27 protein-coding genes are annotated in these 23368 nt (G+C 71.2%); 17 read left to right on the plus strand and 10 right to left on the minus strand.

The window, feature by feature from the left end; all coding sequences use genetic code 11:
* Positions 1-183: 183 nt before the first annotated feature.
* The 6 genes from O7626_RS13040 to O7626_RS13065 all read left to right on the plus strand — a co-directional run bounded on the left by O7626_RS13040 (position 184) and on the right by O7626_RS13065 (position 6042).
* Positions 184-1383 carry an ABC transporter substrate-binding protein gene (locus O7626_RS13040; protein WP_278061431.1) on the plus strand — a complete coding sequence of 400 codons (1200 nt, stop codon included), beginning with the start codon at positions 184-186 and terminating at the stop codon, positions 1381-1383.
* Positions 1380-2297, plus strand: a complete 918-nt coding sequence (locus O7626_RS13045; protein ID WP_278061432.1) for a branched-chain amino acid ABC transporter permease — start codon at positions 1380-1382, stop codon at positions 2295-2297. The genes O7626_RS13040 and O7626_RS13045 overlap by 4 nt, the downstream gene beginning before the upstream one ends.
* Positions 2294-3427, plus strand: coding sequence for a branched-chain amino acid ABC transporter permease (locus tag O7626_RS13050; protein ID WP_278061433.1), 1134 nt, complete (start codon positions 2294-2296; stop codon positions 3425-3427). The genes O7626_RS13045 and O7626_RS13050 overlap by 4 nt, the downstream gene beginning before the upstream one ends.
* The gene (locus O7626_RS13055; protein WP_278061434.1) at positions 3424-4164 is read left to right on the plus strand and encodes an ABC transporter ATP-binding protein; all 741 of its coding nucleotides are present in this window, start codon (positions 3424-3426) and stop codon (positions 4162-4164) included. Before O7626_RS13050 ends, O7626_RS13055 begins: the two co-directional genes overlap by 4 nt.
* Positions 4164-5090 carry an ABC transporter ATP-binding protein gene (locus O7626_RS13060; RefSeq protein ID WP_278066143.1) on the plus strand — a complete coding sequence of 309 codons (927 nt, stop codon included), beginning with the start codon at positions 4164-4166 and terminating at the stop codon, positions 5088-5090. Before O7626_RS13055 ends, O7626_RS13060 begins: the two co-directional genes overlap by 1 nt.
* 136 nt (positions 5091-5226) lie before the next feature.
* The gene (locus O7626_RS13065) at positions 5227-6042 is read left to right on the plus strand and encodes a class I SAM-dependent methyltransferase (protein ID WP_278061435.1); all 816 of its coding nucleotides are present in this window, start codon (positions 5227-5229) and stop codon (positions 6040-6042) included.
* A gap of 338 nt (positions 6043-6380) precedes the next feature.
* Here O7626_RS13065 and O7626_RS13070 read toward each other — a convergent pair whose 3' ends face one another.
* Positions 6381-6647, minus strand: a complete 267-nt coding sequence (locus tag O7626_RS13070; RefSeq protein ID WP_278061436.1) for a helix-turn-helix transcriptional regulator — start codon at positions 6645-6647, stop codon at positions 6381-6383.
* 73 nt (positions 6648-6720) lie between these two features.
* Between O7626_RS13070 and map the strand changes: the two genes are divergently transcribed.
* Positions 6721-7539, plus strand: coding sequence for a type I methionyl aminopeptidase (map, locus tag O7626_RS13075; RefSeq protein WP_278061437.1), 819 nt, complete (start codon positions 6721-6723; stop codon positions 7537-7539).
* Positions 7540-8088: 549 nt separating this feature from the next.
* Here map and O7626_RS13080 read toward each other — a convergent pair.
* Positions 8089-8616, minus strand: a complete 528-nt coding sequence (locus O7626_RS13080) for an NYN domain-containing protein (RefSeq protein ID WP_278061438.1) — start codon at positions 8614-8616, stop codon at positions 8089-8091.
* A 705-nt stretch (positions 8617-9321) separates the two neighbouring features.
* On the opposite strand from O7626_RS13080, the gene O7626_RS13085 reads away from it, so the two are divergent.
* A complete protein-coding gene (locus O7626_RS13085; protein ID WP_278061439.1) occupies positions 9322-10002 on the plus strand; it encodes a TetR/AcrR family transcriptional regulator in 681 nt (226 codons plus the stop codon).
* Positions 10003-10181: 179 nt separating this feature from the next.
* Positions 10182-10646, plus strand: coding sequence for a DIP1984 family protein (locus tag O7626_RS13090; RefSeq protein WP_278061440.1), 465 nt, complete (start codon positions 10182-10184; stop codon positions 10644-10646).
* A gap of 294 nt (positions 10647-10940) precedes the next feature.
* Here the strand turns inward: O7626_RS13090 and O7626_RS13095 are convergent, their stop codons facing one another.
* Together O7626_RS13095 and O7626_RS13100 are read right to left on the minus strand one after the other, a co-directional pair.
* Positions 10941-11474: a hypothetical protein gene (locus O7626_RS13095; protein WP_278061441.1), complete on the minus strand. Its 534-nt coding sequence runs from the start codon at positions 11472-11474 to the stop codon at positions 10941-10943.
* A gap of 92 nt (positions 11475-11566) precedes the next feature.
* Positions 11567-12016: a MarR family transcriptional regulator gene (locus tag O7626_RS13100; protein ID WP_278061442.1), complete on the minus strand. Its 450-nt coding sequence runs from the start codon at positions 12014-12016 to the stop codon at positions 11567-11569.
* Positions 12017-12093: 77 nt separating this feature from the next.
* On the opposite strand from O7626_RS13100, the gene O7626_RS13105 reads away from it, so the two are divergent.
* On the plus strand, positions 12094-12852 hold the full coding sequence (locus O7626_RS13105; protein WP_278061443.1) for an SDR family oxidoreductase: 759 nt from the start codon (positions 12094-12096) through the stop codon (positions 12850-12852).
* 118 nt (positions 12853-12970) lie between these two features.
* Here O7626_RS13105 and O7626_RS13110 read toward each other — a convergent pair whose 3' ends face one another.
* Positions 12971-13957 (minus strand): hypothetical protein, encoded by a 987-nt coding sequence (locus O7626_RS13110; protein WP_278061444.1) that lies wholly within the window; start codon positions 13955-13957, stop codon positions 12971-12973.
* 256 nt (positions 13958-14213) lie between these two features.
* Between O7626_RS13110 and O7626_RS13115 the strand changes: the two genes are divergently transcribed.
* A complete protein-coding gene (locus O7626_RS13115) occupies positions 14214-15050 on the plus strand; it encodes a hypothetical protein (protein ID WP_278061445.1) in 837 nt (278 codons plus the stop codon).
* A 194-nt stretch (positions 15051-15244) separates the two neighbouring features.
* Here O7626_RS13115 and O7626_RS13120 read toward each other — a convergent pair whose 3' ends face one another.
* The gene (locus O7626_RS13120; RefSeq protein WP_278061446.1) at positions 15245-15493 is read right to left on the minus strand and encodes a hypothetical protein; all 249 of its coding nucleotides are present in this window, start codon (positions 15491-15493) and stop codon (positions 15245-15247) included.
* Positions 15494-15496: 3 nt separating this feature from the next.
* Positions 15497-15862: a hypothetical protein gene (locus tag O7626_RS13125; protein WP_278061447.1), complete on the minus strand. Its 366-nt coding sequence runs from the start codon at positions 15860-15862 to the stop codon at positions 15497-15499.
* A gap of 232 nt (positions 15863-16094) precedes the next feature.
* Between O7626_RS13125 and O7626_RS13130 the strand changes: the two genes are divergently transcribed.
* Positions 16095-16892, plus strand: a complete 798-nt coding sequence (locus O7626_RS13130) for a helix-turn-helix transcriptional regulator (protein WP_278061448.1) — start codon at positions 16095-16097, stop codon at positions 16890-16892.
* Entirely contained in the window at positions 16879-17070 is a 192-nt protein-coding gene (locus tag O7626_RS13135) for a DUF397 domain-containing protein (RefSeq protein ID WP_278061449.1), read from the plus strand. Before O7626_RS13130 ends, O7626_RS13135 begins: the two co-directional genes overlap by 14 nt.
* Before the next feature lie 34 nt (positions 17071-17104).
* Here the strand turns inward: O7626_RS13135 and O7626_RS13140 are convergent, their stop codons facing one another.
* Both O7626_RS13140 and O7626_RS13145 read right to left on the minus strand, forming a co-directional pair.
* Entirely contained in the window at positions 17105-18565 is a 1461-nt protein-coding gene (locus O7626_RS13140) for a hypothetical protein (RefSeq protein ID WP_278061450.1), read from the minus strand.
* A complete protein-coding gene (locus O7626_RS13145; protein WP_278066144.1) occupies positions 18562-19074 on the minus strand; it encodes a SigE family RNA polymerase sigma factor in 513 nt (170 codons plus the stop codon). The genes O7626_RS13140 and O7626_RS13145 overlap by 4 nt, the downstream gene beginning before the upstream one ends.
* 142 nt (positions 19075-19216) lie before the next feature.
* Between O7626_RS13145 and O7626_RS13150 the strand changes: the two genes are divergently transcribed.
* Positions 19217-20110, plus strand: coding sequence for a hypothetical protein (locus O7626_RS13150; RefSeq protein WP_278061451.1), 894 nt, complete (start codon positions 19217-19219; stop codon positions 20108-20110).
* A 91-nt stretch (positions 20111-20201) separates the two neighbouring features.
* On the opposite strand, the gene O7626_RS13155 is transcribed toward O7626_RS13150, so the two are convergent.
* Positions 20202-20645: a DUF5980 family protein gene (locus O7626_RS13155; protein WP_278061452.1), complete on the minus strand. Its 444-nt coding sequence runs from the start codon at positions 20643-20645 to the stop codon at positions 20202-20204.
* A gap of 205 nt (positions 20646-20850) precedes the next feature.
* On the opposite strand from O7626_RS13155, the gene O7626_RS13160 reads away from it, so the two are divergent.
* The 3 genes from O7626_RS13160 to O7626_RS13170 all read left to right on the plus strand — a co-directional run bounded on the left by O7626_RS13160 (position 20851) and on the right by O7626_RS13170 (position 23224).
* Entirely contained in the window at positions 20851-21555 is a 705-nt protein-coding gene (locus O7626_RS13160; RefSeq protein ID WP_278061453.1) for a VOC family protein, read from the plus strand.
* An 83-nt stretch (positions 21556-21638) separates the two neighbouring features.
* On the plus strand, positions 21639-22361 hold the full coding sequence (locus O7626_RS13165) for a VOC family protein (protein ID WP_278061454.1): 723 nt from the start codon (positions 21639-21641) through the stop codon (positions 22359-22361).
* Entirely contained in the window at positions 22358-23224 is an 867-nt protein-coding gene (locus O7626_RS13170) for an endonuclease/exonuclease/phosphatase family protein (RefSeq protein ID WP_278061455.1), read from the plus strand. The genes O7626_RS13165 and O7626_RS13170 overlap by 4 nt, the downstream gene beginning before the upstream one ends.
* Positions 23225-23368 lie beyond the last annotated feature (144 nt).

Here is a 23368-nt window from a genome sequence, read left to right on the forward strand (position 1 = left end):
ACACCGGGTGTCGCCGCAACAGCGTTGCCGTACCGGTGTTGCCGCACGGTCCGGCGCCCACCCTCCCAGTGGCCGGGCCCCGCCAGACCGCCGTACCATCCCCGGCCGCCTCCGCTTCCCCGGCGGCCAGCACCACGACCCGCACCTCCCCACAACCTTCCGCCCCCCTCGACTGGAGAAGTCATGCCTTTCCCCACCGGTACGAGCCGGCGTCGCGTCCTGACCGGCGCGCTGCTCGCCCTCGGGTTGACCGTGGCCGGCAGCGCCTGCAACAGCGCCGACGACGCCGGCGGCACGCCGGGCACGATAAAGATCGGTCTGCTCGCCTCACTCTCCGGCACCTACGAGGCCGTCGGCACCGAGATCCGCGACGGCTTCGAGCTGTACCTGCGGATGCACGACGGCAAGCTCGGCGGCCACAAGGTCGACCTGGTGGTGGCGGACGAGGGCAACGGGGCGCAGACCGCCGTACCGGCCGCGACGAAGCTGATCAAACAGGACCGGGTGCAGGTGCTCACCGGCATCGTCGGCGGCGGCTCGGTGGCCGGGGTCGCCCCGGTGCTCGCCGAGGGCAAGATCCCGTTCGTCGGCTCCAACGGCAACCCCGGGCTGAAGGACAACTCCCGGTCCTGGTTCACCTCCTATCTGTCGGACGAGACCGGCGCGGCGATCGCCGAGTACGTCCGGGACAACGTCAAGGGAGAGGTCTTCGCGATCGGCCCGAACTACCAGGGCGGGCACGACCAGCTGCGCGGCTTCACCGAGACGTTCACCGAGGTCGGCGGCAAGCTGGCCAACCCGGACGGCAAGACGCTCTGGACGCCGTTCCCGCAGACCACGAACTTCCTGCCGTACTTCGCGAAGATCAAGGAGTCGGGTGCGGCGGCGGTCTACACCTTCTACGCCGGCACCGCCGCGGTGGACTTCGTCAAGCAGTACGCCCAGTCGGAGATCAAGGACCTGCCGCTCTACGCCGCCGGCTTCCTCACCGAGGGCGGTGTGCTGAACGCACAGGGCGAGGCGGCCCGGAACATCTACTCCGTGCTCAACTACTCGCCCGACCTCGACAACGCCGAGAACCGCTCGTTCGTGGCGGCCTGGAAGGAGAACCACGACGGTTCGCCGACCACCTACGCGATGGCCTCCTACGACGCGGCGGCGGTGCTGGACAAGGCGATCGGGGCGGCCGGCGACAACCCCACCCCGGACGCGATCAACGAGGCGATCGCCGGGCTCGGCCAGATCGACAGCCCGCGCGGCACCTGGCAGTTCTCCAAGACGACGCACTCGCCGGTGCAGAAGTGGTATCTGCGGCAGGTCCGGCAGGACGGCCGGGCGCTGTCCAACACGGTCGTCGGCGACCTGGCGACCGTGGGCGGATGACGGCCCGGGCGGCGCCGGTCCTCGGCCCGGTCGACCCGTACGTGATCCCGGCTCTGGACGGAGTCGCGTACGGGTTGCTGCTCTTCGTCGCCGCCTCCGGGCTGGTCTTCTGCTTCGGGGTGGCGAACATCCTCAACCTGGCGCACGGGCTGCTCTACGCGATCGGCGCGTACCTGGCCGCGGCGCTGACGGACGGTGGCTGGGGCAGCCTGCTGCTCGCCCTGGGCGTCGGGACGGTGGCGGCGGCCGGCGCCGGTGGTGTGCTGGCCGGACTGCTCGCCCCGGTCGCCCGGCGGGACCACCTGACCCAGGCGCTGCTCACCTTCGGGGTGGCGTTGGCCGGGGGAGCGCTGCTGGTCACCGCGTTCGGCCCGGACAGCCTGCCGGTGCACATCCCGGCCGCGCTGGACCGTCCGGTGGAGGTGCTCGGCTACCGCTATGCGGCGTACCGGCTGGTCTTCATCGGGGTGGCGGCGCTGATCGCGGTGCTGCTCTGGCTGACGGTGGCCCGGACCCGGGCCGGGATGCTGGTCCGGGCGGCGGTCGACGACGCCGACATGGTCGCCTGTCTCGGGGTGAATCCGGCCCGGATCCGGCTCGGCGTGCTCGGCGCGGCCGGCGCGCTGGCCGGGGCCGCCGGGGTGCTCGGCGCCCCGATCATCGGTCCGGCGCCGACCACCGGCGACACCGTGCTGCTGCTCTCGCTGGTCGTGGTGGTGCTCGGCGGTCTCGGTTCGGTCCAGGGGACCTTGCTGGCCGCCCTCGCGGTCGGCGAGATCCAGAGTCTCGGCGTCGCGCTGGCGCCGACCGCCGCGCCGTTCCTGCTCTTCGCGGCGATGGCCGTGGTGCTCGCCGTCCGGGCGCGCGGGCTGCCCGGCCGGTTCCTCCGGCTCCGCCCCGGGGGTACGACGTGAGCCCGGCAACCGCCCGGGGTTGGCTGACCCGGGGGTACGGCGTGAGCCCGGCCGCCGCCCGGCGCTGGCTGACCCGGGCCGGGGGAGCCGGACTGCTGCTCGTCGCCGTCGCGGTGCCCTGGTCGGTGGACCCCTACACCACCTCGCTGGCCGCCCGCACCCTGGTGCTGGGGCTGGTCGGGGTGAGCGTGGCGCTGCTGACCGGGTTGGCCGGGCTGCCCACGCTCGGCCAGACCGGCCCGTACGCCGCAGGTGCCTACGCGGCTGCCCTGGTGGCCATGCACGTCTCGCCGGTCGGCGTGGTGCAGGTGCTCGCCGGGGCGGCGACCGGGGCACTCTTCGCGCTGCTCACCGTCCCTCTGGTGGTGTACGCCCGAGGGGTGGTGGTCCTGATGATTACCCTGGCCATCGGTGAACTGACGGTGACCGCCGCCACTCGGTGGAGCTCGGTCACCGGAGGGACGGACGGGCTCGCCGGAATCCCGGCGATCCGGCCCGTCTGGGGCATGGCTCCGCTGGCCAGCGACCGGGCACGCTATCTGTACACACTGGTCGTCGTCGGGGTGGTGATCGCGGCCATGGTGATGTTGCTGCGTACTCCGGCCGGGCTGCTGCTGCGGGCGAGCCGGGACGACGAGGCCCGGATGCGGGCCTCCGGACACCGGGTCACCGGCTACCTGGCGGTGACCTTCGTCGGGGCGGGTGCGGTGGCGGGGGTCGCCGGATCGCTGCTGATCACCGCACAGCAGTTCGTCTCGCCGGCCGACTTCGGCTTCGACGTCGCCGCGTTGCTGCTGCTCGGCGTGGTGATCGGTGGTGCGACGTCGATCGGTGGCGCGATCGTCGGCACCGCGCTGGTGATCGCGGTACGGGACTGGCTCTCCGGCCTGCTGCCCGGGTACGCCCCGCTGCTGCTCGGCGCCCTGTTCGTGCTCACCGCCTATCTCTTCCCCCGGGGCGTGGCCGGTTTCTCGACCGAACTCGCCGATCTGGTCAGGTCCCGTTCGCGGGGCCGGGCCGGGCCGGGGGACCGCCCCGGGACGGGAATCCAGGGCCGCCCGTCCCGGGGCGACCCCGTCGCCGCCGCCCGGGTGGGCAGCGGCGGGCCAGCGGGCGAGGAGCCGCGATGACGGCACTGCTGACGGCCGAGGCGGTGGTCCGCCGGTACGGCTCGCTGGTCGCGGTGGACCGGGTGGACCTGCGGGTCGCCGACGGGGAGCGGCACGCCCTGATCGGGCCGAACGGTGCCGGCAAGACGACGCTGCTCGACCTGATCGGCGGGGCGACCCCGGTCGACGGCGGGCGGATAGTCTTCGCCGGCCGGGACGTCACCCGGCTCGGTCCGGCCCGCAGGGCCCGGATCGGGATCGGCCGGATCCACCAGCGTCCGGCCGTGTGGTCGTCGCTGACCGCCCGGGAGAACGTCGAGATCGCCGGCTGGCACCGGGCCGGCGGGTTCCGGGCGATGGGCGGCCGGAGCCGGCGGCGGCTGCGCGAGACCGCCGAGGCGCTGCTCGACCGGGTCGGGCTCGCCGTCGTCTCGGCAATTCCGGCCGGTCACCTGTCGCACGGACAGCGGCGCCAGTTGGAGATCGCGATGGCCCTGGCCGGCCGTCCCCGCCTGCTGCTGCTGGACGAGCCGGCCGCCGGACTGTCCCACCTGGAGGTGCACCGGTTGGCTGAGTTGCTGACCGGACTGCCCAGGGAGGTGTCGGTGCTGCTGGTGGAGCACCGGCTGGATCTGGTGTACGCGCTGGCCGACACGGTCACCGTGCTGCACGACGGCCGGCTGGTCGCCACCGGCGAGCCGGACGAGGTCCGCACCGCCCCCGCCGTCCGCCGGGCGTACGCCGAGGCGGTGCGGTGATGCTGCGGATCCAGGGCCTGCACGCCGGCTACGACGGCGGCACCGTGCTGCACGACGTCGACCTCGAGGTGTCGGCGGGTACGGTGCAGGCGCTCGTCGGCCGTAACGGTGCCGGCAAGAGCACCCTGGTGCACGCCGTCGCCGGGCTGCTGCGGCCGTACCGGGGAGTCGTCGCGGTGGACGGCGTGGACCTGGCCGGCCGGCCGGCGCACCGGGTGGCCCGGGCCGGCGTCGGGCTGGTGCCGCAGGGCCGCCGGGTCTTTCCCCGGCTGACCGTGTCCGAGCACCTGACGCTGGCCTCCTCGCTGCGCCGCCGGGGCGGGTCGCGTTCCGGTCCGAACTGGACGGTCGACGGGGTGCTGGAACTGCTGCCCCGGCTGGCCGAGCGGTTGGGCCACCGGGGCAACCAGCTCTCCGGCGGGGAGCAGCAGATGCTCGCCATCGGCCGGGCGTTGCTCACCCAGCCCCGGGTGCTGCTCCTCGACGAACCGGGCGAGGGGCTCGCCCCGGACCTGGCGGCCCGGGTCCGGGAACTCGTGACCCGGCTGGCCAGGGCCGGGTTGTGCATCCTGCTCGTCGAACAACAGCTCCAGCACGCGGTCGAGGTCGCCGACCGGATCGCGGTGCTGGACTACGGCCGGCTGGTCTTCGCGGACTCGACGGCCGCAGTGCGCGCCGACCCCGCCCCGGTGGAGGCGGTACTCAGCGTGGCGGGCGCGGCCACGCCGGGCGGGACCGGACCGGTCCTGCCCGGCCAGGAGTCGCCGGTCCCGACCGGACCCGACTCCGCCCGCTCCGGGTCAACGGGAGGCCCGGACGCGCTCGTTCCTGGTTCCGACTCCTCGGCGGCTTCCAGCTCTTCCAGCTCTTCCAGTTCCGCCACGACCACGTCCTCTTCCTCATCCGCTTCCTCATCCGCACCCTGAGAAACCGTCGGATTCCGACGCCCCGCGCACCGCCGACTCCGTGTCCGCACCGGTACCCCCACGTTCCTCCGGTGCCGACGCGCGATGACGGCTGGGCGGGCCGTCGTGACAGATCATCACGAAGGAGGTACCGATCGTGACTGCCACCCCTGTCAAGAGCAGCTACGCGTTCGACAACCGCTCTCCGGAGGCCGAGGCGCAGATGCGCGCGCTGGAGTCGTTCCTCGACCCGATAACGGCGGAGCGGCTCGCCCCGGTGTTGCGGCCCGGCGCGAGGTGCTGGGAGCTGGGTGCCGGCGGTGGTTCGATCGCCCGGCACATGGCCCGGGTCGTCGGCCCGACCGGCCTGGTTGTCGCCACCGACATCGAACCGTCCCGGCTGGAGCCGGCGGAGAATCTCCTGGTACGCCAGCACGACGTGCGGACCGGTGCGCCCGAGGGCGGCCCGTTCGACGTCATCCACGCCCGACTCGTCCTGCTGCACCTCCCGGAGCGGCGCCGGGTGCTCACCGAGCTGATCGGTGCGCTCGCCCCGGGCGGCTGGCTGGTGGTCGAGGAGTTCGACTGCACCGCCGGGTTGCGGGTGCTGGCCGCCCCGACCGACGACGCGGCGAAACTCTTCCAGCAGGTGATGGAGGCGACCCTGGACATCCTCCAGGACCGGGGCGCCGACCTGGCCTGGGCGCAGGACGTACACACCGAGATGGTGCTGGCCGGACTGACCGACGTGGACACCATCACCCACTCGCAGAGCTGGCCGGGCGGCTCGACCGGGGCCTCGCTGCACGAGACGAACTCCCGGCAGCTCGAACCCCGGCTGCTCGCCACCGGACTCTCGCCGACCCAGTTGGAGGGGTTCCGGGAACTCGCCAAGGATCCGGCGTTCGCGTCGCTGTCGTACCAGTTCGTCTCCACCCGGGGCCGGCGGCCGGGTCCGGGCACCGTGAACTGACCATCTCCCCGCGCCAGCGGGCGGTGGGGCGGGGGCCGAAGGCGGCCGTTTCCTCCCCAGCGGCGGGCCGCCGCGCCACCCGCCGACCCGACTGGCCGGTCCGGCGGTCGACCGGAGCGCTACGGTCGACCGCCGGACCACCAACCCGTCAGGCCGGGTTCGGTGGTCGCGGTCGCCTGGCGGGTGGTTGTGGTCGGCTGGCAGGTGGTCCGGTGGCCTGGCCGGCGGTGCGGTCGGCTGGCCAGAGGTCCGGCGGTCCGGTCGCGTGGCCGCCGGTCCGGTCGGCTGGCCGGCGGTGCGGTTTGGCAGGCGGTCCGGTCGGCTGGCTCGCGGATCCGCTAGGACGCCTGGCGGACGGACATGTCGGCCAGCCAGACGTCGGCCAGGTCGCCGAGGGGGACATCAAGGGCATGGCTGAGGCAGACCACCGTGCCGAACGCCGGTGCGGGCAGCCGGCCCGCCTCGATCTTGCGCAGCGTCTCCGGGGAGATGCCGGCCGCCACGGCCACCTCGACGAGGCTGCGGCCGGCCCGCGCGGCCCGCAGGGCGGTCCCGAGTCGCTGGCCCGCGGCGATCTGTTCGGCGGTGAGTGGTTGGCGCACCATCCCAGCAGGATATCCCCCGGAACGCCGCCGAGCCGACGTGGTATAAAAATACCGCAGAGCAGAGGAGGCTTTCGTGATCGAGTTCAAGTCCGCCGAGGAGATCGGCCGGATGGCGGTGGCTGGCCGATTCGTCGGCGAGTTGCTCGCCGAGCTGAGCGGCGTGGCCGCGGTCGGGGTCAACCTGATGGATCTCGAACACCTCGCCCGCCGCCGGATCTCCGAACGCGGCGCCGAGTCCTGCTACTGGGACTACGCTCCCTCGTTCGGCCGGGGCCCGTTCCGCAACGTGCTGTGCCTGTCGGTGAACGACGCGGTGCTGCACGGCCTGCCGCACGACTACGTCCTGCGCGACGGTGACCTGCTCAGTATCGACATGGCGGTCGGCATCGACGGCTGGAACGCCGACTCCGCGCTCTCCGTCGTCGTCGGCACCCCCGACCCGGCCGACCTGAAGCTGATCGAGGCTACCGAGGTCGCCCTGGAGGCCGCGATCGTCGCCGCCCAGCCAGGCGGCCGGCTCGGTGACATCTCCGGCGCGATAGGCGAGGTCGCCCGCTCCTACGGCTACGGCGTCAACGGGGAGTTCGGCGGCCACGGCATCGGCCGCACCATGCACGAGGCCCCGCACGTGGCCAACGACGGCCGTGCCCGCCGTGGCTTGCGGCTCGACCCCGGTCTCACCCTCGCCATCGAGCCCTGGTTCTGCCGATCGACGAACAAGATCAAATACGACAAGGACGGCTGGACGATCCGCTCCGCCGACGGCTCCCGCACCGCCCACTCCGAGCACACGGTAGCCATCACCGCGGACGGCCCCCGGGTCCTGACCCGCCGCCCGACCCGCGACACCAGCTCGGTCGACTCCGGCGAGGAGCCCGCGGCGGCCGCCTGACCCGTAGCCGCCCGGGTAGTTACGGCTGCGACCGCACAGCGCCGATCTCGACCTACGCGCGGCGACTCGGCCCCTCGACCCGGCGGCGGTCATTCTTGGTGGCGTTGCGTGAGGGCTGGTGATCGCACGATCCCTTGACGTGCGGATCCGAGAAGCGGGTGCCGTCGGATGGTCAGGTGCTGCTCGACTGTGCCGCCACCGGTACGTCCTCACTGGTCGGGCTCGCCCTCCGCAGATGCCTCGAACCCCTCGAATGCCCGTGCCCGCTGTCGCGGCCGCGTGGCAATGGTTCCAGCGAACCAAGCGTGGTACTCATCGGCGGGGTCCAGCATGGAACCCAGCGTCGTCGACCAGTCGTCGCTTTCACGTACCGCAGCGTTGGCCATGTCAACGCCGGCTGAACTTTTCAGGCGGAGCCGACAGCCCAGCGGCGACGAGGCGTTGGCGCAGGCGCCGGGGGCATCTGATCTGTGTCTCCGATCAATGTTGAGCCAGGGTGGGCACGGCGACCACCGCCCCTTGCGCCGGTCCGGGGGGATGCTGGCCGGCCTACAAGAAGCGTTCAGGGTCGAAGGTTTCGAGATCGATGATGCGAACCCGAGGAAGGGCGTTGGTGAAGCAGCCCGCGTCCTCCTCGATGTCGAATACCTGCAGGCCCGGCAGGTCGGCGAAGCCGGCGTTGAGGAACTCCTTGAATCCGACGATCGCGACCTGATGATCACCTTGCAGGAGCTCGCTGACCTGTGGCAGGAAGTCGCCGTCGTGGCTGGCGAGCATCACATTGCCCGAGCGCCGGGCGATAGCCTCCAACGTCCGCTGGATGCCGATGTCCACCACCTTCTGATCCGACGATCCAGCGAGCGGGATGGGCCGGTACTCCATACTCAGGAGCGCCCGGACGAAGGGCATCGGCAGGTTGCCACCCGAGGCGTTGAGGAAGAACAGGCCCTTCACCGGCCGCTGCCACGTGTCCCGCGCGAATTCCCGCAGACGCTCCCACCGGGGTCGCTCCGCTGGCGCCGGCCGGCGCTCCAGAACACTGTTGCCGAGAGTGGCATCGATGTTCTCCCCGTCCACGATGAGGTACGTGACGGGTTCCGATGTACCGGGCATGGGCGTACCTCTCGAGTCGAGCAGCGAGCGCGGACCGATCGAGCCCGAGCGTTTGACGTCCCGGAGGAAGCCGTGCTCATGGTCAAGCGTATTGCCTACCAGCTCTTGCCGGCAGACAGCATGCAACTCTCATAGCCGAAGAACGGCGCGGCAACGAGCTGCCGGCCGGCCACGGAGCGTGGCGACATGCGGCCGGCGCGTAGCGCCCGCTTAGCCGCAAGGCGGATCCACGTCCGCGCTCGCATTCACTCAGGAGGTATTGAGCCTGTACCGTGTCGGCGTTGCCTGCCAGCCTCGTCAGCAGGCTGGTTGGACAGCGCGGCACGAGGAACGACCGGAGCGTGAGGGGTGCTGTGGCGCACGTAGGCGTCGCGCAGTGGCTGACCATCGATGCCGTGCTCGACAACATCCACGCCGTTGAGAATGTCGACGGGAACCAGTCCGTGGCCGCCCAGGCGTTCCGGCTTCGCCAACTGGGGTGGGACGCCAACGCGAGCCATCCGGAGCGTGGTCGGGGTCCGCTGGGCTGGCCGCCCCGGGACGCCCATCCTCCAGGTACGTACGAGGGACGGAAACCCGAGACCGGGTGGCGAGTCGAGCGACTCACCACGTCGAAGCTACGCCCTCTCGAGTGGTGAGTCAACCCACTCACCTCGCTATGATGGGCGCATGACCCCAGCGCCGTCGGCCTATCACCAGCGCGTGGCGGCGGAGAAGCGCGCGCTCATCGTGCAGGCCGCTACCGAGCTTTTCCTCGAGTTGGGCTACGACCGGGCATCACTGGCGCGTGTTGCCGACCGTGCTGGCGTGTCGAAAGCAACGCTGTTCAAGCAGTTTCCGACGAAGGCGGCATTGTTCGATGCCATCGTCATCGACTCGTGGACCGAGAACGACGTCACCGACGTGCCGCCCGCCGGTGACCTGACGGCCGGCCTGACGATTCTGGGACGGCGCTACGCGACGCTGTTGAGCCAGCCGGAGATGACTGACCTGTTCCGCATCGTCATCGCCGAACTGCCACGCTTTCCCGAACTGGCCAGGGCACACTTCGCACAGGGCAAACTGCCGTACTTCGAGTCCGTCCGGATCTATCTCCTGGCCGAGCGCGACGCGGGAGCCGCAGACATCGCTGACCCGGAGATGGCCGCTACGCAGTTCCTTGGGATGATCTCCAACTACCTGTTCTGGCCGAGTCTTCTGCTCCCGGACTGGACGGTGACCCCTGCCCGCACGACCGCGGTTGTGGACGAAGCCGTCCGAACCATGGTTTCGCGGTACGGCATCGATGTTCACCACCGGGACAGCGAGGTCGTTACCGCACCTGCCGCAGAAGACCCGCAGGGCCGCTGAGCACACCTCGGCCGGCTGCGTCTCCGCCCAGGCCAGGTGTCCGGCCCGCAGCGAACCGATCAGGAGGAGACGCGGCCGAACCCATCTGCCGCAACCCGCGTACCGCCCCTGCTGCCTTCTTCTGGTGGCCGGCATAATTGGGAGGCGGTAGTGATCTTCACTGGGCCATACTGGCGCCCATGAAGCTTGCTGAGGCTCTTGCGCTGCGCGTAGATGCGGCGCGTCGCGCCGAACAACTCCGTGCCCGCATCGTCGCCAGCGCTCGATATCAGGAGGGTGAGACGCCCGCTGAGGACGCTGTGGCCCTCCTGGCGGAGGTCGGCGAGGTGCTCGGTGAGCTGGAGGCGCTGATCCGACGAATCAACAGGACCAACGCTGCCACCGAAGTTGACCATGGCACACTCACCGACGCTCTGGCCCGCCGCGACGTCCTTCGCATGCGGCACGGCATGGTCACCTCTGCCGCCGATGCCGCCGTCGGGGAGGGTCAGCGCGGGTTTCGACAGTTGAGGTCGGAGCTGAAGATGATTCCGGCGCTACCGGTGGCGCAACTGCGCAGCCAGGCCGACGACCTTGCCCGGCAACTCCGTGAGGTCGACACGTTGATTCAGCGGACGAACTGGGAGGTCGAACTGCTGGACTGACAGGTTGCGGAGCAGGTAGCCGACGTGGAGGCGTGCACGGACCCGAGAGCCGGCGGGTATTCCGGCTCACTCCTGGCGCGCCGAGGGCAGGCGCAGGGGTTCGACTCCCCGGCACACATCGCAGGCCCAGCACAGTACACACGTGACGGCGCACAGGGCACGGCACACTACCGGGTGCAGATCCACGACGGTGAGGGTGGGACAGGGGACTTCCGCAACCCGTACTGATACGGCTCTCGCTACAACGCTCGATGCCCGCACCGGTCTGGCCGGATCAGCGCGCCGAAGGCATGACTAATCGTACGCGTCGCCGTAGTCGCGACCCGGAAGGTTGCTCTGGACGCCGTCGGTGTCCAGCAGCCGTTGCAGTAGCTCTGTGATGTCGCGCGCTACGACCGGCATGTCGCCAACGAGGCCGTAGGTGTCCCAGCCTGTCGCATAACAGCGACCGGATCGGTCAGGGTGGAGATCCACCACGATGTGCGGCTCGGTGCTGGCGCCGGTGCCGCCGTCGGCGATGACATGGCAACCGGTGGTCACATCCGTCGGGTCGTCGATGGCGATCTCGTCAGCCAACTCGTGACTGAGGAGCCTCGGGCTCGCCGCCACCAGCTTACGGGGACCACTGACCCGCCAGGCGAACGGACTTCCCTCGAACAGAATCGCCCCACCGCAACGCTCGTACAGCAGCCGCAGGTCATCCGGTACGGGCAGTCCCACCGGCACGAGCGGCGGACCGGCAGGTGGTAGTAGTCGACACTGTCGACGTTGACCGATCTCGTCGAGAACCTTCGCCAGCGGGTCCCCGGTCCCCTCTACGAGCGTCACGATCGCCAACCTACCGACCACCGGAACTCTGCGCCTCGCCGGCGGAGTACTCCAGCGTGAGCGGTGGACGGGAGTCAATGCCGTCCGAGAACCTATTCGGTCTCGGCAGCCAGGGCCAGGAGGTTCAGGCGTACCCGGTTGAGCGCCGCTATCAAGGCTGTCTGCTGGTTCTCGTCCATCCCTGCGGTGGCCGTCTCGGCCAGCCGACGCCAGGTCGCCTCGATGGCCGGGATGGTCGAACGACCTTTGTCGGTCAGTTTGACGAGGGTGGCCCGCCGGTCTCCGGGCACCGGCTCCCGGACGAACCAGCCACCCCGGTCTAGGCGACTGAGGCTGCGGGTCACGGTCGGCTGCTCTACGCCCAGTTGTGCGGCGATCTCCGTGATGAGCATGCCGTCCGGCTTTGCACCGAGAGTCCAGAGAAGGACGTCCTGACCGGGATGCAGGTCCAGGGCGCCGAGTAGGTCGGCCTGTGCGGTCCGATAGAGCTTGGCCACCTTGACCAGCGCCTTGTTGGTGGCCAGGACTTCCTCGAGTTCCACGACGGCAGTCTACGAGTTGACACGATGGGCAACGCCATTGCATAGTCGGCTAACATATAGCTGGCTAAGGAGTTGGCATGGATACCGGTATCACCGACAGGACTGCTCTGGTGACGGGTGGATCCGGAGCGATCGGACGAGCCACGGCGTTGCGACTCGCCGCCGAAGGCGCCCGGGTGGGCGTGACCTGGCACGACAACAGGGACGGCGCGACGGAGGTCGTCGATGACATAACCAAGGCGGGCGGCACCGCGCACGCCGTGCGGCTGGACCACCTGCGCACCGAAGCTGCGAACGACGTCCTGGCCGAGGTCGGCGAGCACCTCGGACCGGTCACGATCCTGGTCGCCAACGCCGTGCGGTGGCCGTCCTTCGACGACGACGAGATCCAGGGCCTGACCACGTCCCTGGACGCCAACACCATCGGCCCGGTGGCGTTGATCCATGCCGCCCTGCCATTGATGCGGGCCGCCGGCTGGGGACGGATCGTCGTCGTCTCCACGGACATCGTCGAACAGCCCATGGCCGGGCCGCTCGCCTACGCCACCGCCAAGGGAGCGATCGAGACCGCCGCTCGGGTACTCGCCGTCCGGGAGGCCCGGCACGGCATCCTGACAAACGTCGTCCGTCCCGGCTTCACCCTCACCGACAAGGCCCTGAACGCGCCATTTCTCGGACCGGAGGCGGTCGCCGCCGAGTCGGCCAAGACTCCCACCGGGCGGATCTGCACGCCCGACGACGTGGCACAGGCCGTCACGTTCCTGGCGTCGGCGGCCAACGGCCACGTCAACGGGCAGGCACTGTCCGTGGCCGGTGGCCGCGAACTGGTCCGCTGACGGAGACGAGGAGGTCGAGGAGGTAGGAGCGCGGGGCGCACCGGGCGGTGACGTAGACCAGGCCCCAGGTCTGCACATCGGTTCCGTGCCGGTGCGACCCCGCTGTACTCCTGGTGGGCTATGCGGTCGGCTCGACCGGCAACCGGCGGATCTTGAAGGGCAGGTTCGGCTGCTGACCGGTCTGTAGGCGGAGGATCTGTCCCTCGGCGACCCACAACCAGTCGCCGACCCGGACGACCGAAGGCGGCTGGTCGACGGTGGCGTAGTCGGTGACCGCACCGGTACGGACGTCGATCACGGTGACCGGGCCCGCGTTCTCGGTGACCACCAGCCGGTTGGTGTCGAGCATGCGGATGCCGTCAGGGTTCTGCAACGGGCGCGACACCGGCACCACCACGGCCGGCCTGGCGGAACCGTCTGCGGCGATGTCGACCCGGACCAGCCGGCCGCCGCTGTAGTTGGTGGTGTAGAGGCTGGACCTGCCGTCGTACGCGATGCCGTTGATCTGTAGTCCGCCCGTCGGCTGGCTGAAGGCCGGGTCGGCCGACCAGACGCTCAGCGTGCCACCGACGGCGGAGTACGGGCTGGGTGTGGTCAGCTTCAGGATCCGGCCGGGCAACGCGGGCGACTGGGTGGGGTCGACCGTGTCGGTGATGAACACGTCACCGCCCACCAGCGCGATGTCGGCGCAGACGCCCCGGTCGGGCACGGTGTAGGTGGCGACGATCGACTTGGTGGTCAGGCTGAACGCCCGCAGCACCGTCGGCGTCTGGAAGCTCAGGTCGATGCCGCAGGTCCACAGTACGTCGCGGGCGCGGTCGGCCAGGATGCCCGCGGTGCCGAGGTTGACCCCGGCCGGAACGAACTCCTCTGCGGTCCAGACACCCTGCCGGAACCGCACGACGGCGCCGGTGACGATGCTGGCGGCGTAGACGTCCCAGCCGGCGGCGGTGACGCTCTCCGGATGGAAGTTGTCTCCGGGGACGATGAGCGTGGCGGGCGGAGTTCCCGGCGGGGTGGGTGCCGCGGACACCGGCGGGGCCACCGCCACCGTCGCGAGACCCAGGCTGAGCACGGCGAGAGCCGCGCCCACGCGCTTGTTCATGCAGGCTCCTTGCGTTCGACCGCACGGGAGCGACAGCAGGCGTCACGGCACGCGGCCACGCCACGCCACGACTCGTCCGACCAGACGCCCCCGTGCATCTGCGGAAGAGAATCCCGTCCAACAAAGCCGATCATTGTCTGCGGGGCAAGTCCCGCCGCGTCCCGGCTCGGGCGAGGGACCTTGCACACGCCGAATCGTGCGGCTCCGGACCTGGTCGGCGGCACTGCATTGTTTGGCGGCACTACATGATGAAGTCATGGTGACTGTCCTGGACCTGGTGGTCGGGTTCGACGAGTTCGCGGCCGGGGGACTGGAGGGTGACCTCGTCGACCGGTGGCATCGCGAGGTCGTCGAACCCGATGCCGAGATCTTCACGGCCGTCCGTTCGTGGGTCGATCCGGGTGCGGCTCCGGACCGGATTCCGGGTCTGATCGGCCAGCGGGCGAACCTGCGTGCCCGGGCCGGGCAGGCGAAGGCGGCGGTCCGGAAAGCGGCGACACTGCTGGCCGACCTGCTCGACGGCGAACAGCCGATCCGGGCCGTCGTCATGGTCGGCCTCCGCCAGGCGAACGGCTGGGTCGCACCGGTACGGGTTGAACCGACGCTCTTCCTCGCGGTGGAGCAGCTTCCCGAGCCACCGTTCGACGTCGTACTGGCTCTGCACGAGCTGATCCATCTCGTGCACCAGCGCCGTTCTGCCCGGGACTGGCCGAGCGACCGCCTCGACGCCGACCTGTTCCGGGAAGGGCTGGCGGTGCACGCCACCGGTCGGCTGATGCCCGAGGTCTCGCGGAGTGGACACCTCTGGTTCCGTTCCGACGCAGGGGTCTGGCTCGACCGCTGTGCCGAGCGGGCGGACGTGCTGCGGAACCGGGCGCTGCGGGAGCTGGTCCGTACCGACGTGTCGGAGCAGTGGTTCAGCGGTGCCATCGACCGGCCCGGCGAACTGCCCGGACGCTGCGGTTACTGGCTCGGGTGGCAGCTCCTCGACCAGATCATCGGCGGGGAACCTCTTGAAACAGCACTGGAGTGGCCGCTGTCGACGGCGACGGTCAGTTTGCGGGCGGCGCTTTCCGGGTCTGGCGGCGGTTGAGTGCCAGTGGTCCACCGGCGGTCGGCCGGAGCGCTACGGTCGACGGCCGGACCACCACGTCCATCCGCAGGGAGGGGAGGCGCTCCGGACCGAGGCGCTGTTGCGCAGCCTGTCGAGCTGCCCCGCCTGTGCGCCCGGGTTCGGCGGAGCACCGACCGTCAGCGACCAGCGGGCCGGTTCGGGTGGCGCGGTGGTCAGCGGCGGCGGGGTACCCAGTAGAGGATCTGCCCGGCGAGCAGTGCGGGATGCGTGTCGGGCTGCTCGCGCAGCGCGCGGGCGAGGTGCGCGCCGAGGTACACCATCAGGCCCACCCGGTCGTGACGGTAGGCGGTCGCCAGCGCCAGCCGGGCCGGCCGGCAGGGCCAGGGGGCGGCGCACCTGCGGCACCGGTACGACGGGTGTGCCGGGATGTGCTTACGCCAGCGCTCCTGCGGGCCGATCACCTGTCACACCCGCGCGCCACGCCGGGCGCGGTACTCCTGGCCGGGCATCAGTCCGCCCGTCCGGCCGTTCGCCAGGTGTGACCGGGTGGGCGCGTCCCACCAGGGTCGCCGATTGCGCATCCGGTCCCCGGCCGGCGGCGGGGACGCGTCCGGTGTGTCGGGCGCCGGCACGGCCGAGAGGGTACGGATCTCGGTCCGCTCCACCTCGGTCAGCTCGACGGGAGGCGGCGGCTGGTAGGGCGTGGGCACCAGCTCCCTCGATTCCGGGCAACGCCACCGCCAGCCGCAGCGGCAGTACCGCCAGAACCGGCGCCAGTCCCGGCGGTGGTGGGGCCGTGCTGCGGTCAGGTGCCGGAACAGCCTCTTCATCGCAACCTCCTCGGGAGTTGGAGGGGAGCCGGCCTCAGTGGGGGAGAGGCCGACTCCCGGAACGGTTCCACCCGGGCGCCTGGCGGTCACCGAGCAGTTCCGCTGGGTGACACTCTGCTGTGGACGAGACTAGGCTCGGAAGGCGATCGAGCAGCTCACGGCGCAGATCTGGTGAGCCGGCGGCGGCGACTGGCGAACTCATGGTGATCTGGAACAACCCTCTGGAGGTCCGATGGAACACGAGGACGCGTTCGCGTTCATCCGAGACCAGCTCCGCAGGCAGCGAGCCCTGCGCGGCATGCCGCAGGAGGAGTTCGGCAAGCGGACGAACTATTCGGCCTCGACGATCTCCGCCGTGGAGACCGGTACCCGACCGGTCGACATGCCGTACGCCACCCGGGCCGACGAGGTCCTGGAGACCGGTGGCCTGTTCGTGTCGCTGCTCAAGGCGGCGCAGCGGGACACTGAGCCCACCTGGTTCAAGCGCTGGCTGGACGCCGAGCGCACCGCGACCCAGCTCCGGAACTACCACCCGACCCTGATCCCTGGTCTGCTCCAGACCGAGAACTACGCCCGTGCGGTGCTCCGCCTCGAACCCACCCGGTCTGAGGCGGAGCTGGAGAAGCTGGTCGCGTCCCGGCTCGATCGGCAGGCGATCCTGACCCGCGACCAGCCGCCCCTGCTGATCGCAGTCATCGACGAGTCGGCGCTGCGCGTCCGGGACGCCATCATGGCCGAGCAGCTCCGGCACCTGCTGCGGATGGCCGAGCTGCCCCATGTCCAGTTGCACCTGATTCCGGCTGACGCCGGGCTGCACGTCGGCCTCTCCGGGCAGCTCTCCCTGGCCAGGTCCGCCGACGGCAACTGGGTGGGAAACATCGAGAACCAACTCACCGATTTCGTCGTAGACGACGAGGAGGGCATCGCTACGCTGCTTACCCGGTGGGAGGGTGTGCGCAGCGTAGCCTTGCCAGAGAGCTTGTCGCTCGCCCTGTTGAAGGAAGTGGAGAGCCAGCATGCGCCTCACTGACGCCCGGTGGCGGAAGTCGACCCGCAGCGGCACCAACGGTGGCGGGTGCGTCGAGGTGGCCGACAACCTGCCCGGGGTGGTCGCCGTACGGGACAGCAAGGACCCGGCGGGTCCGGTGCTGGCCTTCCGGCCGGCGGCGTGGCGTGCCTTCGTCAGCCTCGCCGCCCACCGACGCTAGGCAGCCTTCCTCCGGCTGGGCACTCTTTCTCCGGCTACGCAATATCCCACCGGACACGGCGCCGCCGCCGAATCGCGCGTACGACAGCCAGGGTCACGAGGCCGATCACCACGGCGAGGCAGGCTGCCGGGACCGCCGCCACCCAGATGATGTCCCGGGCCGGGAACATCGCGGCGGTCGACGACGGCCCGCCGAACCGGTCCGCGGTCAGCAGGTCCTGCGCGACGTCCATCGTGAGCACGTCGTCCGGCGGGTCGATCAACGTGCGGATCGAGCCGTCCGGGGCCAGGGCGAGCAGGGTGACGTGGCCGGTCTCGTACCAGCCGGTGTCGTTCCACTCCCGGTCCCGGGTCTTCTGCACGCCGTACTCCGGCTCGTAGCGCAGCACCACCAGGTCACGGCCACCGGCCCAGCCCAACGCCCGCACGGCCGAGCCGGTCACGACGGGGAAACCCGGGCCGGGCAGCGGGCGGCCGGTCGCGGCGTCGAGTAAGCCGACGCTCCACCGCCGGGCCGCCAACGCCGCCTCGTCGCACTCGTCGAGGCAGCCGTCCAGGGTGACGGTCGCGATCCGGGTACCGTCCGGGCTGAACGCACCCACCCCGGCCAGGTACGTCCGGTCGCCCAGTTCGGCGGACCAGCGCACCCGGCCGGAGCGCTCGACCAGGCGTACCGTCTCGCCCTCGGTCACCGCGATCGTCTGCCCGTCCGGGGCGAACGCCGCCCGCGACGCGGTCCGGATCGCCTGCGCGGGGGTGAAGTCCCGCAGCGGCAGCAGGGTGTCGGTGGCCAGGTCGAGCAGTGCCAGCCGCTCCGGCCGCCGGACCATCCCGGTCCGCTCGTCGACGACCTCGTCGGAGCCGGAGACCGCGACCAGCAACGACGAGCCGTCCGGCGCCCAGGCCACCGGCGCGCAGCACTCCAGACCCTGCCCTACGCCGTACTGGGTGCTCCGGCCGGTCGTGAGGTCGACGATCGTGACGCCGCCGTCCGCCTCGAACCCCGAGCCCTCCAGAAAGGACTGTGCGACCCGGGTGCCGTCCGGAGAGAGCAGGGCGTTCTCCCCGGCGGCGACCGAGTCCCAGCCGGCGTAGAGCAGCATCCGGTAGTCGCCGTCCCGGCCGACCACGGCCAGCTTGCCCTCGCTGTCGAAGATGTCGGTGCCGCGCAGGCCGATCGAGTCGCCGCCGAAGAGCACCGACGCCGGTCCGGGCGGATCCATCTGCACCGTCGCCTGCCACATCCACGGCAGCGACAGCCGCGCCGGCACGGCCGGGCCGCCGTCCCCGACGGTCGACGACGACGGGTACGGCCGGCTCAGCGCCCAGGGCAGCGCCAGCGCCACCAGCAGCACCAGCACGGCGGCCGTACCGGTGCGGAGCAGCCGGGACCGTCGCCGGGCCCGCCGGCCGCGCCGCCAGACGTCCGGGGTCAGCCGGGCCGGTGGCATCGCGTCGCCGACCTCGCCGAGTACCTCGCGTAGCTGGCCCGTCATCTCAGCTCCCCTCCACCGACCAACTCGCCCAGCTCCGGGGCAAGAACCCGCAGCCGGGCGAGGGCGTCCCGGGTCTGGCTCTTCACCGTGTTCACCGAACAGTCGAGTACCTTCGCCGCCTCCGCCTCGGTCAGATCCTCGAAGTACCGCAGTACCAGCACGGCGCGCTGCCGGGGCGCGAGCCGGGCCAGCGCCTGGCGGACGACGACCGCCCGGTCGGTCGCGGCGGTGGGGTCGTCGACCGGCGTCTCGGGCGGGCGGGACCACAGCTCCACGCTGCGCCAGCGCCGCCGCCAGAGCGAGACGTGCTGGGTGTGCATGATCCGCCGTACGTACGGGTCGGGGTCGCCGCCGGCCACCACCCGCTCCCAGTGTCGGGCGACCCGCTCGAAGGTGATCTGGACCAGGTCCTCGGCGAGGTGCCGGTCGCCGGTCAGCAGGAACGCGATGCGTGACCACCTGGCCAACCCGCCGGCCAGGTACGCGTTGAATGCCTCCTCGGCGTCCATCTCCACCTTCCCTCCAACCGCCCACACGCCGGCCGGCCCGGATCAGGGTGGGTACGTCGGGTGATTCGACGCCGATCGGAATTTGATCATGCGACGGTCGGATGGTGTGGAACCGACCGGGGTACCGGCCCGTCTGATTGGCATGAGAACGTGGCGAGGTGTCCGGATAACCTGTGTCGGCGCGCTGCTTCTGCTGGCTGCGGCCTGTGCCCGCGACGGTGCCGGGTCGACCGGCGACGGACCGGGCGGAGGATCGGGCGGCGACGCCGGTCCCGCCGACCCGAACGCGGTGGTGCTCCGCGTGGAGGACGTCGGCGGCTTCGTCTCGCCGGCCGCCCGGCTGACCCGGGTACCGAGGGTGACGATCTACGCGGACGGGCGGCTGATCACCGAGGGCCCCCAGCTCGCCATCTATCCCGGGCCGGCGCTGCCGAACCTTCAGCAGCAGCGCCTCACCTCGGAGCAGGTCGACCGGCTGGTCGAGCAGGCCCGTGCCGCCGGTGTCGGCACCGCCACCGATCTCGGCCGGCCACCGGTCGCGGACGTCCCGTCAACCCGGTTCACCGTGTCGTCCGCCAGCGGCGGAACGGACGTGCTGGAGGTCTACGCGCTCGCCGAGAGCGGGGAGAACGTCTCCGGCCTGACCGAGGAGCAGCGGGCCACCCGGGCAGAGCTGCAGAAGCTGGTCAGCACGCTCACCGAGCTTCCGCTGAGCCAGGAGAAGGCCGGCGAGGTGAAGCCCTACCAGGCGGAGACGATCGCGGCGGTGGCGATTCCGTGGCGTCCGGGCGACAACGGACCGGACGCCCCGCCGGAGGTCGCCTGGCCCGGTCCTGCCCTGCCCGGGTCACCGCCATCGTCCGGCTTCGACCAGGGCTGCGTCGAGGTACGCGGAGCCGAGGCGACCGCGCTGCTCGGCGCCGCCGCCAAGGCGAACAGCCGTACTCCGTGGACCTCCGGGGGCGAGCGCTGGCAGGTCGCCCTCCGACCGCTGCTGCCGGACGAGAAGAGCTGCGCCGATCTCGCCACCGACTGACGCCACCACCGACGGACGCCACCACCGGGTGCGCCGAACCGGACCGGGAGCACCGGACCGGCGCGGCGCACGACCGGTTTGCCGCTGGAGGTCAGCAGCCCCAGCGCTCCTGCACCTTGATCGTGACCGGGACGCTCTGCGTCACCACCCCGTCGGAGGCGGTCAGCTCCGGCTGGTACACCCCGAACGGCAGGGGCGGCAGGGTCATCGCGATCAGGTTGAGGGCACGGCTACCGTCGCTCGATCCGGGTGGGATCGGCGCGTGCGGCAGGCTGGTGGTCGTGCCGGCGGGCAGGCCCCGCGCCCCGACCTCGATCGGGGTCGACCACTCGCCGTCGATGGTGATCCAGAAGTACGTCCACCAGGACTCGTCGGCCGGGATGCAGATGCGCTGCCCGATGTTCGTCAGCTGCCAGCTCCCGGGCGGTGGCGTGCTGCCCGTCGCCGTGGCCGGCTGGCTGCCGACCAGCACCAGCGCCAGTGCGGTGACCAGCCCGACGGCCAGTCGAGCGACACCGAAGGTCGATCGTGACATCAGTTCCTCCCCAGGTTCGTTCGCCGGGCGGCTGACAGCCCGTCCGTCGTCGACCGAACCGCCGCCTGCGAATGACGAGCACGCAAATGCCGAGAACGTACCGGTGTGGGCTCAGAGAGATATCAGAAATGGTGCAGTTGACAGCCGGAACCCGGTTCGCCGAAAACGTCTTGTCGTCCCGCCGGCCCGTGTCTACCGTGGGGCGATGCTTTCGGGACTGCTGGCGGTGACCTTCGACGCGCACGATCCGGCCCGGCTGGCCGGATTCTGGGCCGGCATGCTCGGCCGGGAGGTCGTCGACGACGGCCCGGCCGTGCTCCTGCCCGGCGACGACACCCAGGTCGGTCTCCGCTTCGCCCCGAGCCGCGCGGCGAAGGCCGGAGAGGAGCACCTGCACCTGCACCTGACCAGCGACGACCCTGCCGACCAACAGCACCGGGTGGAGACCGCGCTGAAGCTCGGCGCCGCGCACCTGGACGTCGGGCAGCGCCCCGAGGAGAAGCACGTCGTACTGGCCGATCCGGAGGGCAACGCGTTCTGCGTGATCCCGCCCGGCAACAACTTCCTCGCCGGGTGCGGCCTGCTCGGCGAGGTCGCCTGCGACGGCAGCCGGGAGGTCGGCCTCTTCTGGAGCGAGGCGCTGGGCTGGCCGCTGGTCTGGGACCAGGACGAGGAGACCGCGATCCAGTCACCGCACGGCGGCACCAAGGTCGCGTGGGGTGGCCCGCCGGTCGCCCCGAAGGAGGCGAGGAACCGGCAGCGCTTCGACCTCGCGCCGGCCGCCGGGGAGCAGCAGGCCGAGGTCGAGCGGTTGCTCGCCCTCGGGGCCACCCGGGTCGAGGTCGGTGCGGACGGTGCCGTGATGCTGGCCGACCCCGGCGGCAACGAGTTCCGGGTAAGAGGGAGCTGACCGCAGGCGGCGGCCGGGCTGTCCCCGATCCTGTCGTAGCCGAGGGCAATCATGTGTCGCGACGCCCGACGGAGGGAGAGACGATGATCGGGACCTTGCGGACCGTCGTCCTGGACGCCCGTGACCTGGTCGGCCTGGCCAGGTTCTACCAGGAGCTGGCCGGCTGGACGCAGATCCATGCCGAGGACGACTGGATCACGATGGCCACCGGGGACGGCTGGCGGGTGGCGGTGCAGCCCGCGCCGGACCACGTGGCACCCCGGTGGCCGGATCCCGGCCATCCCCAGCAGGCCCATCTCGACCTGCGGGTGCCCGACCTCGAATTGGCCACCGCCCGGGCCCAGGAGTTGGGCGCGACGTTGCTGCGGCGTAACGAGCGCTGGCACACTCTGGCCGACCCGGCCGGGCACCCGTTCGACCTGTGCCTGAATCCCGACGACCCGCGCACCACCCTGATGGGCGTGATGCTGGACTGCCCGGACGCCAAGGCGCTGAGCCTGTTCTACGCGGAACTGCTCGGCAAGCCGGTGACCTACGAGGGCGACGGCATGGCGATGATCGGCGACGACGGCGCCCAGCCGCTGCTGTTCCAACAGGTGGCCGACTACTCGCCGCCGCGTTGGCCCGATCCGGCCCACCCGCAGCAGTTCCACCTCGACGTCCGGGTCGACGACGTGGCGGCAGCCGAGCCGGCCGCGCTCGCGCTCGGTGCCACCCGGCTGCCGGGCGAGGGCGACAACTGGCGGGTGTACGCCGATCCGGCCGGCAAGCCGTTCTGCTTCGTGTGGGACTTCGACCAGGGGTGACGAACACCCTCGACGTACTGACGTTCAACGTCTGCGGCCTGCCGTCGCGGCTGCGGCCAGTCGCCGAGCGGGCCGGGCACTTCTGTCGGGAGATCGAGGCGTCGGGTGTCGACGTGGTGAACCTCCAGGAGGTGTGGACCCCGTCGACGTTGGCGGCGATCAGGGCCGGGCTGCCGTCGTACCCCTACCTGGCCTGGCGGCGTGGTCTCGCCGGCCAGCCCGCCGGTGGGCTGGTCACCTTCTCCCGCCGCCCGGTCGGCCCGGTGTCGTACCGGTCCTTCCGGGGCACCCGGCCCGCCAGCGACAGTCTGCGGTTCAGTGCCAAACGGATGCTCAACGGCCTGTTGCAGGGTGTGCTCACGGTGCCGCTGCCGGGACTGGCGACAGTGGTCAACACGCACCTGAGCGCTAACAAGGACGGCGACTGGTCCGCCGGCAACCGCTACCACCCGTTCCAGCGGGCGCAGGTCGAGGTGCTGCACCACGCCCGGGAGTCGGCCCGCCGCTCGGTTGGTGCCGGGGCCGGGCCGACCGTGCTGACCGGCGACTTCAACATCGCCAGTGACAGCCCGCTGTACTCCCGGATCGTCGACGGCGGCGCCTGGCGCGACCCGTTCGCGGCGGACGACCCGGTCACCTTCCACGCCGAGTTCCTGCCGCCCGGCTTCCCGGCACGCCGGATCGACTACCTGCTGGTCTCCGGGTCGGCGGCGGAGTTCCCGGTCCTGCACACCGGGCGGCTGTTCACCGAGCCGCTGGCCCTGCCCGACGACGACCGGCTGTACGTCTCCGACCACGTCGCACTGACCGCCCGGATCGCCGTGCCCGACCCGAGTGCCCCGGAATCCCCGTCACCCGGCTGAACGGCAGCAGGAAAGCCCCGACGCTGGTGGACGCAGAACGGCAGCGCCGGACGCCGAAGTGGATCGAGTGTCCATGACGGTTCGGTGACGTCAGCCTGCGACCTCGTGACCACAGCCGCACCGCCGGCTCGGGGATAGGGTGAC

Origin of the sequence: Micromonospora sp. WMMD1102, from assembly GCF_029626265.1 — a bacterium.
GTDB lineage: Bacteria > Actinomycetota > Actinomycetes > Mycobacteriales > Micromonosporaceae > Plantactinospora.